The 14,711-nt window shown below is 37.9% G+C and carries 13 protein-coding genes; 5 read left to right on the top strand and 8 right to left on the bottom strand.

What is annotated here, in order from left to right; translation table 11 throughout:
• Positions 1–66: 66 nt before the first annotated feature.
• Positions 67–3,924, bottom strand: coding sequence for an ATP-dependent RNA helicase HrpA (hrpA, locus tag JGE69_RS02140; protein WP_199112124.1), 3,858 nt, complete (start codon positions 3,922–3,924; stop codon positions 67–69).
• A gap of 352 nt (positions 3,925–4,276) precedes the next feature.
• On the opposite strand from hrpA, the gene ahpC reads away from it, so the two are divergent.
• Both ahpC and JGE69_RS02130 read left to right on the top strand, forming a co-directional pair.
• Entirely contained in the window at positions 4,277–4,840 is a 564-nt protein-coding gene (ahpC, locus tag JGE69_RS02135) for an alkyl hydroperoxide reductase subunit C (protein WP_003652649.1), read from the top strand.
• Positions 4,841–5,034: 194 nt separating this feature from the next.
• On the top strand, positions 5,035–5,250 hold the full coding sequence (locus tag JGE69_RS02130; protein ID WP_005070287.1) for a KTSC domain-containing protein: 216 nt from the start codon (positions 5,035–5,037) through the stop codon (positions 5,248–5,250).
• Between the two features lie 65 nt (positions 5,251–5,315).
• On the opposite strand, the gene JGE69_RS02125 is transcribed toward JGE69_RS02130, so the two are convergent.
• Positions 5,316–5,903: an O-methyltransferase gene (locus tag JGE69_RS02125; RefSeq protein ID WP_014206205.1), complete on the bottom strand. Its 588-nt coding sequence runs from the start codon at positions 5,901–5,903 to the stop codon at positions 5,316–5,318.
• Between the two features lie 45 nt (positions 5,904–5,948).
• Positions 5,949–6,167 (bottom strand): DUF1653 domain-containing protein, encoded by a 219-nt coding sequence (locus tag JGE69_RS02120; protein WP_002119929.1) that lies wholly within the window; start codon positions 6,165–6,167, stop codon positions 5,949–5,951.
• A gap of 256 nt (positions 6,168–6,423) precedes the next feature.
• Between JGE69_RS02120 and ahpF the strand changes: the two genes are divergently transcribed.
• Positions 6,424–7,989: an alkyl hydroperoxide reductase subunit F gene (ahpF, locus tag JGE69_RS02115; protein ID WP_199112123.1), complete on the top strand. Its 1,566-nt coding sequence runs from the start codon at positions 6,424–6,426 to the stop codon at positions 7,987–7,989.
• 172 nt (positions 7,990–8,161) lie between these two features.
• Complete coding sequence (locus JGE69_RS02110; RefSeq protein ID WP_002121546.1) at positions 8,162–8,506, top strand: hypothetical protein; 345 nt, start codon at positions 8,162–8,164, stop codon at positions 8,504–8,506.
• 60 nt (positions 8,507–8,566) lie between these two features.
• On the opposite strand, the gene JGE69_RS02105 is transcribed toward JGE69_RS02110, so the two are convergent.
• Together JGE69_RS02105 and JGE69_RS02100 are read right to left on the bottom strand one after the other, a co-directional pair.
• Positions 8,567–9,178 carry a glutathione binding-like protein gene (locus tag JGE69_RS02105; RefSeq protein WP_039757466.1) on the bottom strand — a complete coding sequence of 204 codons (612 nt, stop codon included), beginning with the start codon at positions 9,176–9,178 and terminating at the stop codon, positions 8,567–8,569.
• A 207-nt stretch (positions 9,179–9,385) separates the two neighbouring features.
• Positions 9,386–11,824, bottom strand: a complete 2,439-nt coding sequence (locus JGE69_RS02100; protein WP_199112121.1) for an ExeM/NucH family extracellular endonuclease — start codon at positions 11,822–11,824, stop codon at positions 9,386–9,388.
• Positions 11,825–11,969: 145 nt separating this feature from the next.
• Here JGE69_RS02100 and trmB point away from each other — a divergent pair, with 145 nt between their 5' ends.
• Positions 11,970–12,686, top strand: coding sequence for a tRNA (guanosine(46)-N7)-methyltransferase TrmB (trmB, locus tag JGE69_RS02095; RefSeq protein WP_199112119.1), 717 nt, complete (start codon positions 11,970–11,972; stop codon positions 12,684–12,686).
• A 296-nt stretch (positions 12,687–12,982) separates the two neighbouring features.
• Here trmB and JGE69_RS02090 read toward each other — a convergent pair whose 3' ends face one another.
• From JGE69_RS02090 to JGE69_RS02080, 3 genes are all read right to left on the bottom strand, one after another.
• Positions 12,983–13,435: a hypothetical protein gene (locus JGE69_RS02090; protein WP_203250349.1), complete on the bottom strand. Its 453-nt coding sequence runs from the start codon at positions 13,433–13,435 to the stop codon at positions 12,983–12,985.
• A 271-nt stretch (positions 13,436–13,706) separates the two neighbouring features.
• Positions 13,707–14,045, bottom strand: coding sequence for a hypothetical protein (locus JGE69_RS02085; protein WP_199112114.1), 339 nt, complete (start codon positions 14,043–14,045; stop codon positions 13,707–13,709).
• Positions 14,046–14,223: 178 nt separating this feature from the next.
• Positions 14,224–14,619 carry an immunity protein YezG family protein gene (locus JGE69_RS02080; protein ID WP_199112112.1) on the bottom strand — a complete coding sequence of 132 codons (396 nt, stop codon included), beginning with the start codon at positions 14,617–14,619 and terminating at the stop codon, positions 14,224–14,226.
• Positions 14,620–14,711: the final 92 nt, after the last annotated feature.

Genomic DNA, 14,711 nt, shown 5'->3' with positions numbered 1-14,711 from the left:
TGTTAATCTTTCATTTATAAATTGCGTTGTAGGCTAAACAACAACATAAACAGACCCCGATCTATCTTAACTGATTCCCAAACGATCCCATAACTTTTGCAGTCGAGTTGGCGAAATAGGCATCTTGGTTTTCATCGGTTGAGAAAATAAAGAAATGCGGAATTCTTCCAACATCAAATACAATTCTTTGATTTTTGGATCGTTTTTGAATTTAAATACCTTGTCCATCCATGGATCGACATCGTCAATTGCAGCATGATCTCGCTGTAGATTATTTGGCAATCGATCTAAACGCAATAGCAGTGCTTTTAAATAACGCGGGTATTCCTGCCAAAGATCGACTGGTTGGCGGTAAACAAAATTGCCAAGTGACATTAAATCTAACTGATCTTCAATATCATCAATACTGCGTCCAAATACGTCTGGATCAAGTACTAAAAGCTGACGACGGATTTGTTGCCACTGAATATAAATATCACTTAATTGCTCAAGTGCTTGCTGACCATAACTCAAAAATTGTTTTTTGACCTGATCTAGCAGCTTATTAAATTCATCAGCGTTAATTGGCAAAGTCGTGATTGCCATTTGCAAGGTTGCATAGACTAACATCTGCTCAAGCTTAGCTTTATCGCCCAAAGGAGAATAAGCCAACGCGAGCGGTTTTGAAATCTGCTTTTTCAACTGGCGAACCAAATCACCAAGTTGCATATGAACCAGACGAATAATCCCTTCGCGATGCTGTTTAATCGCCTCAGCTTGATCATTAAACGTTTGAATAACAATGCCTGACTCATCTTTAGCTTCGAGGTCAGCAAAAGCCTTGGTCGGAACTAAAGCCTGATATTGTTTAACTACAACGCCCGTGACTTTATGAGAAGCCTCAAAAGTAAAGTTTTCAGGAAAGTCTTTAAACTCGCCTTTTTGCTGTTTAACTGGACGATGTGTTTCCACTCGGCAACGTGCTTTTAACTCAGGTAAATCACGCCCTTTCGCAATCAGCTTACCTTTTTCATCAATAACCTTAATGAAAGGCACCAAATATGGATCAATACGTTCAAACGAGAAATCTTTTTCAGTAATTTGCTCACCACGCAAGGCAAAAGCTAAATAACTAAAAATATGTTCACGTAAATGTACCGCATCAACCCCTTGCATGAGCTTACGAGCTGTATCAGGAATTGGCACTACATTACGACGTTTGTCTTTTGGTAAAGCTTTAAGTAAAGCCTCAATTAAATCTTGACGCCAACCCGGAATTCCCCATGACCAGATATTTTCATCGACTTGAGGCAGCGCCTGTACAGGAATTTGAACAGTGGCACCATCTTCGTCATGGCTCGGGTCAAAATGATATGTGGTTGCTAAACGCAGCTGCCCATTATGTAAATGATCTGGGAATTGCTGCGTTGTTGGCCGATCATTGAGCCAGAGCGCAGCATCGTCAATAAATAAATAACGAGGATTACTTGCTTCTACCGTTGCACGCCAGTCTTCAAAACTACGGCGACTCGCGATTTCCTCAGGAATTTTCGACGCATAAAACTGATAAATTGTTTCTTCATCCACCACCAAATCACGACGACGCAATTTATCTTCAACTCGCTCTACTTCTTCAAGCTTAAGTAAGTTGTGTTTTAAAAATGGTGGAACTGTACCCAAGTTACCAGTAGTTAATGCATCGCGTAAGAAAATCTCATGAGCAGCAGGCTGATCAACTTTTTCAAAATTAATTAACCGTTTTGGCTCAATAATTAAACCAAATAAAGAAATTTGCGCATACGCATTGACGATTCCCGCTTTCTTAGACCAATGCGGCTCGAAATAGTGATATTTCAACAAGTCGCGTGCAGCAAGTAAAATCCATTCAGGATCAATTTTGGCTAAAGTACGTAAGTACACTTGAGAGGTTTCGACCATCTCAAAAGCCATCACCCAAGAGGTATTGGTTTTATGCAAAGTACTCGCAGGGAAAACTTTAGCCTTTTGCTGACGCACTGCCATAAAGGTATTTCGTTCATCAGTTTTATTGGCAATGAACGATAATAAACCTGTCAGCAATGCACGATGCAAGTTTTCATAATTCGCAGGTTTTTCATTAAAACTGAGTTTTAAGCCTTCGGCTAACTCAATCAATTGCTGGTGTGTCTGTTTCCATTCACGTAAACGCAACCAGCTTAAGAAATGCTGCTTGGCAAATTGACGCCGTTTATTTTCAGACATTCCTGCTTCGCCTTTAGGATTTAAAGTCTCCCAAAGCTTCAAATAAAACAGAAAATCTGAATCTGCTTCTTTAAACAAAGCATGCTTTTGGTCAGCTTGCATTTGTTTATCTGCCGGACGCTCACGCGGGTCCTGAACAGCTAAAGCACTTACCACAATTAAGATTTCTTTGAGTACGCCAAAATGAGCACCACCCACGATCATACGAGCGAGTCGTGGGTCAATTGGCATACGTGCCATCATTTGCCCGACTTTAGTCAGCTCATTTTTCTTCTCGTTAAGTGCGCCTAACTCAATCAGCAACTTACGACCATCATTTACAAGGCGGAAATCTGGCGGCTCAATAAAATCGAAGTTTTCTAACTCACCTAACCCTAAACTCTGCATTTGCAAAATAACAGATGCTAAGTTGGTTCTTTTAATTTCAGGTTCGGTAAATTCAGGACGACTTAAAAAGTCTTCTTCGCTATATAAACGGATACACACACCCGGAGCAATACGGCCACAACGCCCTTTACGCTGATTGGCTGCGGCTTGAGAAATTGCTTCAATTGGTAAGCGTTGTACCCGTGAACGGTAGTTATAACGCGATATACGAGCAAAACCGCTATCAATCACATAGCGAATATTCGGAACCGTAAGTGCAGTTTCGGCTACGTTGGTCGCAATAATAATACGACGGCCTTTTCCAGCCGGACTAAAAATCTTTTGTTGTTCAGAAACAGCTAAGCGCGCATACAAAGGTAAAATTTCGGTGTGTCTTGGTCCGTACTTTTGCAAGGTTTCCTGCAATTCTCGAATTTCTTGCTCTGTGCTTGAGAAAATTAGAATATCGGCATGTTCTGGGTGACCTTTTGCTTCCGCATCAGCAAAACATTCTTCTACGGCTTGTACAACTGCACGAGGAAGGTTTTCTTCGAAATCATCAAACTCATCGTCATCACTGCCGCCAATATTCATTTCTGAAATTGGGCGATAAAGTACTTCGACAGGATAACTACGCCCTTCTACTTCAAAAATAGGTGCGTCATTAAAGTAATTACTAAAGCGATTTACATCTAAAGTTGCCGAAGTCACGATAACTTTTAGATCTGGGCGTTTTGGCAGTAACTGCTTTAAATAGCCCATAATAAAATCGATATTGAGTGAGCGTTCATGCGCTTCATCAATAATGATCGTGTCATATTTAGACAAATAACGGTCATTGCCTAACTCGGCAAGCAAAATACCGTCGGTCATTAACCGTACGATAGAGTCCTGCGAACCTTGTTCATTAAAACGGATTTTAAAACTGATAGATTCGCCAAGCTTTTCGCCGACTTCTTCTGCAATACGCTGAGAAACACTACGCGCAGCTAAACGACGTGGTTGGGTATGACCAATCATCCCCGTTAAACCACGGCCCGCTAGCATTGCAATTTGAGGAAGCTGAGTGGTTTTACCTGAACCCGTCTCACCTGCCACAATAATCACCTGATGCTTTTGAATCGCATCAATTAATCGGTCTGCATATTGAGAAACAGGTAAATCCTGATTCAGTTTAATTTTAGGGAGACGTTCAAATCGCTGCCTTACTTTGGCATTAGATTGTTCAAATAATTTTTCAATCTCTGCTGTATTGGCTTTTTTATCTTTACGCAAACGATTTAAACGGTAACGATCTCTTGCCATCACCCACTGATCAATATTTAAATCATTCTGCACAGACAAATTTTCCTGAAAATACAACAATCCTCTATTTTACGCTCTAATGACCATAAGGTAAAACAATTGGGTTTTTATATATTTTTAATTTTTTAAAATTTTACCCTTGAATTTTGTCTCACTAGACTTCATGTTGTTAGGCAAGTTTCTTTTACGATAACTGTCATTTGATTTACATGTTTTTGCAGTCAAATCGAATACAGTGTTTGGGGACTTAAAAATCGTAAATTTATCATTTATTCGATTTTCCGATTTTAGTCATGTAAAAATACTATTTCCCCAATAAAGAATTTTTATTTATTCTACATCTCGTAAACAAGTTTAAATATAAACCTCAATCATGGAGACAATGATGAGCTTGATTAATACTGAAGTTAAACCATTCCAAGCAACTGCTTACCACAACGGCCAATTTGTTGAAGTTAACGAAACTAACCTTAAAGGTAAATGGTCTGTTGTATTCTTCTATCCAGCTGACTTCACTTTCGTTTGCCCAACTGAACTTGGTGACTTAGCTGACAACTACGCTGAATTCCAAAAACTTGGTGTTGAAATTTATGCTGTATCTACTGATACACACTTCACTCACAAAGCTTGGCACGACACTTCTGAAGAAATCAAAAAAATCCAATATCCATTAGTTGGTGACCCAACTTGGACTCTTTCTAAAAACTTCGACGTTCTTATCGAATCTGAAGGTTTAGCTGACCGTGGTACTTTCGTTATCGATCCAGAAGGTAAAATCCAAATCGTTGAACTCAACGCTGGTGGTATCGGCCGTGACGCATCTGAACTTCTTCGTAAAGTAAAAGCTGCTCAATACGTACACGCTCACCCAGGTGAAGTTTGCCCAGCTAAATGGAAAGAAGGCGAAGCTACTCTTGCTCCATCTATCGACCTAGTTGGTAAAATCTAATCTCTTATTAGATTTTAAAAACTCAAAGAACCATCCCTCATCGGATGGTTCTTTTGTTTTGAATAAGCACATCACATTTTCTACTGATACTTTTACAATTATGCCCTTCCCCATTACATGAAGTTTGAGTAATGTCGAATAAATAACCGATGTTTTTTGAGCTTAAGTAATATGAAATAAAAGGGGAAAAATTTATGGCGAATACTGTGGCAGTCACTTCATGGAAATACAATGCGACTTCACGTCATCTAAAAATATTTTATAGCGATGGTTCAGGCGAACTTTATCATCCTGTACCAGAATTTATTTATGACAACTTATTACGATCAACAGACAAAGCTGCTTTTGTACATAAATATTTAGAATTCGACTTACACTTTACTCGCCTATCTTTAGTGAATGCTTCATAACATAATGAAATAAGGCCTGCTTTGAACAGGCCTTTATGAATGAATAAATCAGATTTTTAAATGGCTTACCTTGCCACTACAATGCATAAACCAGCGCCTACAGGCAAAATACTGCTCATAAAATTTTCATCTTTTTTAATTAAAGCTAAGAATGAGCTGACTTCAGCCGCATGTGAAATAACATTATCAATAATGAGTACGCCACCTTTTGGCTTCATCAGCCGTTTTAAATCTGGCCAATAATTCTCGTAAGCAGGTCGCTCAGCATCTAACAAAATAAAATCGAAAGTTTCCTGAGTTTCTTTTAAATAGTCGGCTGCATCTCCCACCCAAAAATCTACCAATTCCTCTAATGCCAGTTCAGTCGCATGGCGTTTAGCTTCATTACTACGATTGGCATCAATTTCAAGCGTGGTTACTTTTCCATGAGTAGCTTGAGCAGCCTCAGCAAGCCATAAAGTAGAGTAACCTGTTGAAGTCCCAATTTCTAAAATTGATTTAGCTTGCTGCATCCGAATAAATTGCGATAGTAATTTTGCAGACTCCGCCTCAATATTGCGATACCTCAGCAAACGGTCTGTCTGCTGTGCATCATGTCGTTTAAAGGTGTCATATAAATCGGCAACTCTTTGTAAGAAAAAAGTATTTGGCATATATTCACCCTTTAAAATCGTTATTTTATATAAAAGTCGTTTGAGTTAAGTGCTTTGAATTAACTTAAAGCGCGGCACGATACTTCCGTCAGCCATTTGCACCGTTTCAGTAAACATCTCTAGCGGACGTACCCAAGTTGAATAGTCACCATAAAGACACTGATAAACGACTAACTCTTCTTCAGTCTCACTGTGTTTTGCCACAGAAAAAACTTGATAGAGATTACCTTTATAATGCTGATAAATGCCGCGTTGCAATGACATGAAAGTACCTTTTAATGTTATGACATAAAATCTTTACAGCCATATAACATATATAAATTTTTAAATACTTTCACTTTAAAACACTACAAAACATAAAAAAGCATATTTGAGAGATAGATTATTGATCTTATTTATGAATGTTTTTGATAATTCAAAAAACCGATTAAATCTATAAAAACATACTGTTTCACCTATTTTGTGTTTTCACGTACTATGCATCTATTGAAAGAATTTGGATGCATTGGAGTAAAAACAGATGTTAGATCAAAACATTAAAACTCAATTAAAAGCTTACTTAGAACGTCTAGAAAGTCCAATCGAATTAGTTGCTGCTTTAGATGAATCAGATAAAGCAGCTCAAATTAAAGAGTTAGTGACAGAAATCGCTGAGCTTTCTGACCAAGTGACTGCCCGTTTTGACGGTAACAATACACGTCGTCCAAGCTTTGGTGTGGCTAAAGCAAGTGAACAGCCTCGTGTGTTCTTCGCAGGCTTACCAATGGGTCATGAGTTTACGTCTTTGATCTTGGCACTGTTGCAGGTGTCTGGTTATGCACCTAAAGTGTCAGATGAAGTGCTTAACCAGATTAAAGGCTTAAACCTCAAAGCAAACTTTGATGTGTTTGTATCATTAAGCTGTCATAACTGTCCGGACGTGGTACAGGCGCTGAACCTGATTGCGATTTACAACCCGAATACAACAGCAACCATGATTGATGGTTCATTCTTCCAAGACGAAGTGGAACAACGCAAAATCATGGCTGTACCAATGGTATTCCAAGACAACGAGCACATTGGTCAAGGTCGTATGACCCTTGAAGAGATTGTGGCAAAACTCGACACCAACTCTGCTGAAAAAGATGCGGCAGCACTGAATGCCAAAGATGCTTTTGATGTATTGGTGATTGGTGGTGGTCCTGCGGGTGCAACAGCTGCAATCTATGCGGCACGTAAAGGTATTAACACGGGTATCGTGGCTGAACGCTTCGGTGGTCAGGTCATGGACACCATGGACATTGAAAACTTCACTTCTGTGCAAAAGACTCAAGGTCCTAAGTTTGCTGCCGAGATGGAAGCCCATGTTCGTGAATATGATGTCGATATCATGAACTTGCAAAGTGTCAGCAAAATCACGGGTGCCAACCAGACTGCAAATGGCTTGGTTGAAGTTGAACTTGAAAACGGTGCAAAACTTGAATCGAAAACTGTGATCCTTTCTACAGGTGCACGTTGGAGAGAGATGAATGTACCGGGTGAGCAAGAATACCGTACCCGTGGTGTCGCGTACTGCCCACACTGTGATGGCCCATTATTCAAAGGCAAACGTGTTGCTGTGATTGGTGGCGGTAACTCAGGTGTTGAAGCTGCGATTGACCTTGCAGGGATTGTTGAGCATGTCACTTTAGTTGAGTTTGATACTAAACTTCGTGCTGACCAAGTGTTGCAAAACAAATTGTATAGCTTGCCAAACACAACGGTGATTATGAATGCCTTAAGTACAGAAGTGTTAGGTGATGGTGCACAAGTGACTGGTCTTAAATATAAAGATCGTGCGACTGATGAAGAGCATGTGGTCGAGCTTGCAGGGATCTTTGTACAGATTGGTTTACTGCCAAACACTGACTTCTTGAAAGACAGTGAAGTTGAATTAACCAATCGTGGCGAGATCATTGTGAATGATCGCAACGAAACCAATGTGCAAGGTGTGTTTGCTGCGGGTGACTGTACGACTGTACCTTACAAGCAAATCATTATTGCTACAGGTGAAGGCGCTAAAGCATCACTCTCAGCGTTTGATTACATCATCCGTTCTGGGCAGTAAAATCGGTCAAAATCATTATTACTTATTTCAAGCCTAGCATTACAAAATGCTAGGCTTTTTTAATACTAGAGTTACAACTTTTTAACAATTTTCGATCTTTATTAATCATTTACTTTATGTTTATATTTTAGACATCCATATTTGGATGCCATGAATTAGAAGGAAAAACACAATGAATAAATTACTTGTTGCTTTAGGTCTTGCTGCGACTGTTGCCCTTGTTGGTTGTAATAAAGATAAAGCTCCAGAAACTGGCGCGACTACAGGTGAACACTTAGAAAATGCTGCTCAACAAGCAAGTGCTGATATCAAATCTGCTGGTGATAAAGCTGCTGATGATATTGCAACTGCAACTGATAATGCTGCTGAGAAGATCGATGCTGCAACCGATCACGCTGCTGATGCGACTGCTAAAGCTGCAGCTGAAACAGAAGCTACTGCACGTAAAGCGACTGCTGATACAGCTCAAGCTGTTGAAAACACCGCTGCTGAAGTGAAAAAAGACGCTCAACACTAATCGTCTTTAGTATAAAAAAGCCCCTATTGATTAGGGGCTTTTTTTGGCTCTTAAAATCTTTTATGAAATTAAGCCTTCGTCACGCATCGCAATTTGTACAGATTGACGCTCTGCAACTTTATTACGTAATGCAATAATGTGCTTATACGGTGTTAAGTCGTGCTCAATTGAGTTTGACCAATTTGTTAAAACAAATAGATAAGCATCTGCTGGACCAAAATTATCATTTACCAAATAATCGTAATCAGATTCAGACAAATAGTTATCGATATATTTTAAAAGACGGTCGATTTCAGCATAAGCTTTGGTTTTTTCATCATTTGTTAGAGGTGCCCCAAAGAAAACTGCATAAGCATCATGCAATTCAGAGTTCAAATAACCCAACCATTCCAATACTTTCGCACGGCCCATACCCGATGGCGGAATTAAATCCTGCTTAGGATCGTGCTGAGCAAGGAAAGGTAAAATCGCAACGTTCTCAGTTAACATTAAACCAGGGTTAATTTCTAAAGCTGGTACATATCCTTTTGGATTAATCTCGTAATAATCTGCACCTTTTTCTGTTTTATGTGTTTTTAAATTTACTCGTTCTAAGTCAAAATCAACATTAATTTCATTTAAAATAATATGTGCAGCTAAAGAACATGCGCCTGGCGAATAATATAATTTCATATCTGATCCTTGTTATCTCATATTAACGTTTTAAATTGCTTCTAGAAAACCTGCAAGGTTTGCACAATTCTTTAATTGTAAAAAAGCGTAAACTTATAAAATACTTACACCATCTAATATTCTTGAAAAATTTATTCCTTGCAAGTTGTCTTGCGTGACGATTGTTTAAAATATGATAAAACACATTTACGTCACGCAATTTTTCCATTAATTACGTTTAAAAAGCTGGCTAATCCAATTCATTAATTCAGTTAAGAAATCAAAAACACCATTTTTCTTATCATCATCAGGCTGGCTTGAATCTTTACCATTTAAATCTAGATCAACAATTACTGGATCATGATCCGAAGAACGATAAGCATCTTCACCATAGAACAATGCCTTTTGCTCATCCGTTTTATATTCTTCGTTGTAGTCTAAAACGGTTGGCTCATCTGCATTGATATGCCATGCAAAGGTTCTCACTACTTTTGGATATAGAGCTGCGTCAGCAATTGCATGGTCTAAATTACCTGCTCCACCATTACCGTTGGCATCACTCGCAACACCAAACACATAGCTATATGCCTGAGTACCTTGTCCTACCTTAGCGTCATTGAGTAAAACTTTGTAGTTCGCTTTTTCAAATGACAAAATAGGTTCTTCTTTTGCATAGCTATTCATGTCTCCTACAAGTAAAGCATTTTGCTTAGGCACTTGAGTTGGATTTTTCGCTAACCACTGCACAATTTGATCAACTGCTTTCACACGAGTCGGGTTCCAGCAGCCTTGACCATCTTTTTGGTCTGCATCAATAGAGCTAGCATCCACCCCGCTACAGCTTTTCGATTTCAAGTGATTTGGAATAACGGTAAACGTTTTATTACCACGAACTGCTTGGAAACTTTGCGCCAATGTTGTTCGGTTCTTGTCGCCCAAATCAAGCACAACAGGTTTATTCAAAGGTCTAACACGCTTGCTGTTATAAATAATAGCAACCGCAATCGCATCACCACCTAAACGGTCTAAGTTTTCAGGAACAACGTATTTCCAATCACTACCTAAAGCACTGGTTAAATGAGCAATTGCACTGTTCGGACCATAACCATTGTTCGCAATTTCCATTAAACCATACACATCAGCATCAATTGCTTTTAATGCACTCACAATTTTACGATGCTGTTTATCAAACTCAGCTTGTGTCGTTGCACCGCGCTCCGTTGGGAAACCCGTTGCGCCATTGTCATAGTTCAAAACGTTAAATGAAGCTACGCGAATGTGATTAGCATTTTTGGTAATGACACTTTGACGCGGGTTTGTTTGAGTAATTACTTCAGGTTGATTACGTCCAAGCACTGGTTGCACACGCCAACCATTAAAACGGTATTCCAAAATACCTTCAGCATTCTTAAGTTGATAACCCGAACGTAGCGTATTGGCAGCGCTAAAATTTGTCGGTAACCATGGAGTACGGTTTTGATTGTTATAGCCATCATCAAAAATAATTTTCGACAATAAATTTTTCTGAGCAAGAGCTTTGGCTTCTGGAGATAGTGCAGGATATAAATTAGTCGGAATATATAAACGACCTAGGCTTAGAGATAGTTCACCATAGCGGCCATAATTGTAGTTCTCGCTCACGGTTAAAGTCTGAGGTAATTTGACCAACATACCTTGATAACGCTGTGGAGAATGGGTTGAACCAACCGCTAAGCTAGCAAATGGAAGTTCAAGGCTAATTGGCTGCACCTGATTTGCCATATTGCTATTACAAGTTTGAATATCTTGTTGTAATTGATCTAATTGCAATTGGTTTTGATAAGTTGTTAAACGACCACGCAAAATAACTTCATCGCCAACTTGTCCACCTTTTACAACGCTGCTATTTGGAATATAAACAAAAATAGCATTGCTAACATTCGCACGTGCTTTCGTATCTGGTGTCTGAACATAAAAACCAGAGAAACCATTGGCATAGCGATAGTCGGCAGTAATTACCCCACGTACAGTATAGCTCTGGTTTTGTGCTGCGGTTGATAAATCAGCAATTGGTGTATCGGAGCTTGAACAACTCACCGTTTCAACAGGTGGCTGTGTTATTGAGCCAGATAAATTTGAAAAGTCATTTCGGTTTGTCCAAGCTGACCATGAACGGTCCAAATCAAATGCTGCAGTTGCATCAATACTTAAAGCTGGGTTCTCAGTTTCAATACGCTTAAAACTATTTCCTAAGCTCGAAACGGCTGTTCCCCATCCTGTTTCTGGTCGCTCACCAATACGCCCAAAACGGTCTACAGGCGTACCTTTATAAACAAGTACAACCGCATCATCTCCATTAAAAGATAATGCAGCGATCTGATTTACTTTACTGCCAAGTTCAGCCTGCAACTCAGAACGACCTACTAAAAACTTCTGCTTACTGGTTAACGATCCTTGTAAACGGAAAGTCGCTGTTTTTGCTGTACCGCCATTATTAAATTGTTGAATTTCATAGTCGGCTAAATTAACTGTAGTCCCATCTGGATTATAAATTTCCAAACCTTTGCGGTTACTACTGCCGTCAACATATTGACTAAACATGAGCTGTGCTTGTGCCCAAGGACTATATGTAAAAGCACCAAGTGCCCCTAATAGCACAGAAAGTGTGCGTAATTGAAAAGTTTTCATGAGTAAATATGTTCATTTGAAATTTATATAGATTCTTAGATTAAATATTGAACATGACATCTACATGAAGAAAAACACCGAAACATTTGACTTGACCACATGAAGACTTAAAATACCGCATTTGAATTTCAATATTGCCAAGGTTATGTCGATCGATCAGTTAGAAACGCAAATTGCAGACTTAGACAATTTGCCTGAACACCGTGAAATTGTGACGTTTATGCGTCGTTCAGCACCACTTAATACGTCTCAACGCACGGCATTAGAACAACATCGCGATTTAATTTTGGAATATCCTGTTGGCGACTTACGCCAACACTTCGAACATCCAGAACGTCCTTTAACTGTTGAAATCGGTTTTGGTATGGGTCGTTCGTTAGTGCTTATGGCAAAAGCAAACCCTGACCGTAACTATGTGGGTATTGAAGTCCACGTACCTGGCATTGCTCAATGCCTATATGAAGCAGGTATAGCAGAAGTTAAAAACTTACGTGTACTTGATGCAGACGCGATTCAGGTTTTACGTGAAATGCCAGACAACAGCATTAACTGCGTACAACTTTACTTCCCAGACCCTTGGCAAAAGAAACGTCATTTCAAACGTCGTTTTGTTATTCATGAGCGTATGCAATTGGTTGAACAAAAACTTGAGCTTGGTGGTACATTCCACGCAGCAACAGACTGGGAACCGTATGCTGAATGGATGCTTGATATTTTAGACAACCGTCCAGACCTTGAAAACTTGGCGGGTAAAGGCAACAGCTACCCTCGTCCAGAATGGCGCCCAGTGACTAAGTTTGAACGCCGTGGTATTGAGTCAGGTCATAAGATTAATGACTTTATCTTTAAAAAGATTAAGTAAAACTTTTATTGTTTTTATTTAAAAATATGGCATTAAGTTTTAATGACTTAGTGCCATGTTTTTTTTAAATAGAAATAGTTAATGAATTGAGTTAATGAGAAGTAAAATTTTATAGAACATTAAAATATTATTTATTTAAAAATACTTATTTTTTGCATATAAAAAAGCCTAAAATCTTTAAAAAAGATATTTAAACTAAATTTAATTAACTAAGATTTAAATCGCTCTTTCTTTTATCTAGCACCTCTGCACAATCATTAATAAAAAGAGGTATACTTTTACAGTAAAATAGAAAATTAAATCATTTCAGCTAAAGTATCCAATCTTGCTCTATATTCCTCATCTTTATTATCTAAAAGTGGTGTATCTTCATAATAAAAATGAGTTATATATTTACCATTTTGATTAATAACTACGCCAAAACCACTCCATATTTCTTTATTTTTTTCGGAGTCAATAAATAATTCATCTATCGCATCATCTAACTCAACAGATATACTTAAAGCTGGACCATTAGAAGCATCATAAAGTTTTTCATCCTGTCCTACCCAACATTTACTAATTGAAGCATCACGCAAGCCAATTTCTATATCACGTAATCGCTCTGTATAATATACAATCTTTGACCAATTGGCTGGAGCTACATAAATAACTTCATTCACAATGATATTAACCAACTCACCTTTTTTAAAAAAATCCATTTTATCCCCCTGCTCTATTTTCAAATTGAACTCTAAGCCACGTACCATCTGCTTTCTGATATTTAGTTACAAAACCTTCTGGACGAATTGGATTATTATCATAAATTACTTCAATCTTAACAGGATTTTTGGGCGCTTACTTAGATACTATTGATGAAGATAATGAACTTCATTAATTATGACGAATAATTCAAGAAAGAAGTCATTTTACTTCTTTCTTGAATTTAGAATTACATCGACCACTCGATTAATCTCAATATTTTGATATTTTTGAGATCAAGTCCACTACCTCGGTAGACATGATATTCCAAATGGCAGGTTAAGAGGCTGATTCAATCCCAACCAACAAAGCAGACATAAAAACACGCTTATCAATAATCTCATTGTCAAATGCCAGCTCTATTCGATCAAAAAGCATACTAAAATCCTCACTGGAATCCAAAATTGTCGCGCTGAGTAAAGCTATTAGTCGTTGTCGTGAGCCCTGAGGATATGTATTAAACTCTGGCAAAAGCAAAGTTCTGACAGCTTTAACTACATCTTCAGGCTGATTCACATTCAAACCATGCAGTTTCAAACAATCCTCATGGCTTACATAGTTGACATCAAACACTTTAAGCACACTAAGTAAATCGAATATTTCCTGTTTTACTTTCATTACTCACCCAAAATAAGAAAAGCCATATTTATTTGGCAATTCCTGAACCAAACCTATACAGAATATGACTTCCTGTAGGTTTGAGCAGCAAAATATTATTTATTTTCATAAAATAATTAAATTGTGGAATATAAAGTAGCCAAAATTTTAAAAAGATATTTAGGCTAAATTTAATTAATTAAGATCTTAAATCATTTATTCTTTTATCTAATTCCTCTTCATTACCATCAAGAAGAGGTGTACCTTCATAATAAAACTTAGAGGAATATTTCCCTGTATTATTTATTTTTAGTAAAAATCCAGTCCAAATATCATTATCTTTTTCGCACGCCAAATAAAGTTTATTAATTGCCATTAATAACTCTCCACTTGTATCTAATGCATAATCTTTAGTATATAAAACTGGTTTTTCTCCGATCCAACATTCAACAGTTGTTTTTTTTCTTAAACCAATTTCTTTATCTCTTAAACTTTCAGTATAAAAATAAATATAATTCCAATTAACAGGAATTATAGCCTCAACTATTTCTTGAACTATTACATTAATAAGTTGAGACTTTTCAATAAAATTCATTCTACCCCCTTGGCTTTATTTTCATATGAAGTTATTAACCAATGGCCATCTTTTTGGTATTCAACTTCAGAAAAACTACCAACTTACCATCA

This window comes from Acinetobacter sp. C13, assembly GCF_016809775.1.
Lineage (GTDB): Bacteria > Pseudomonadota > Gammaproteobacteria > Pseudomonadales > Moraxellaceae > Acinetobacter > Acinetobacter pittii.
The sequence above is the reverse complement of the archived record's forward strand: the minus strand, read 5'-3'. Positions and strand labels throughout refer to the sequence as shown.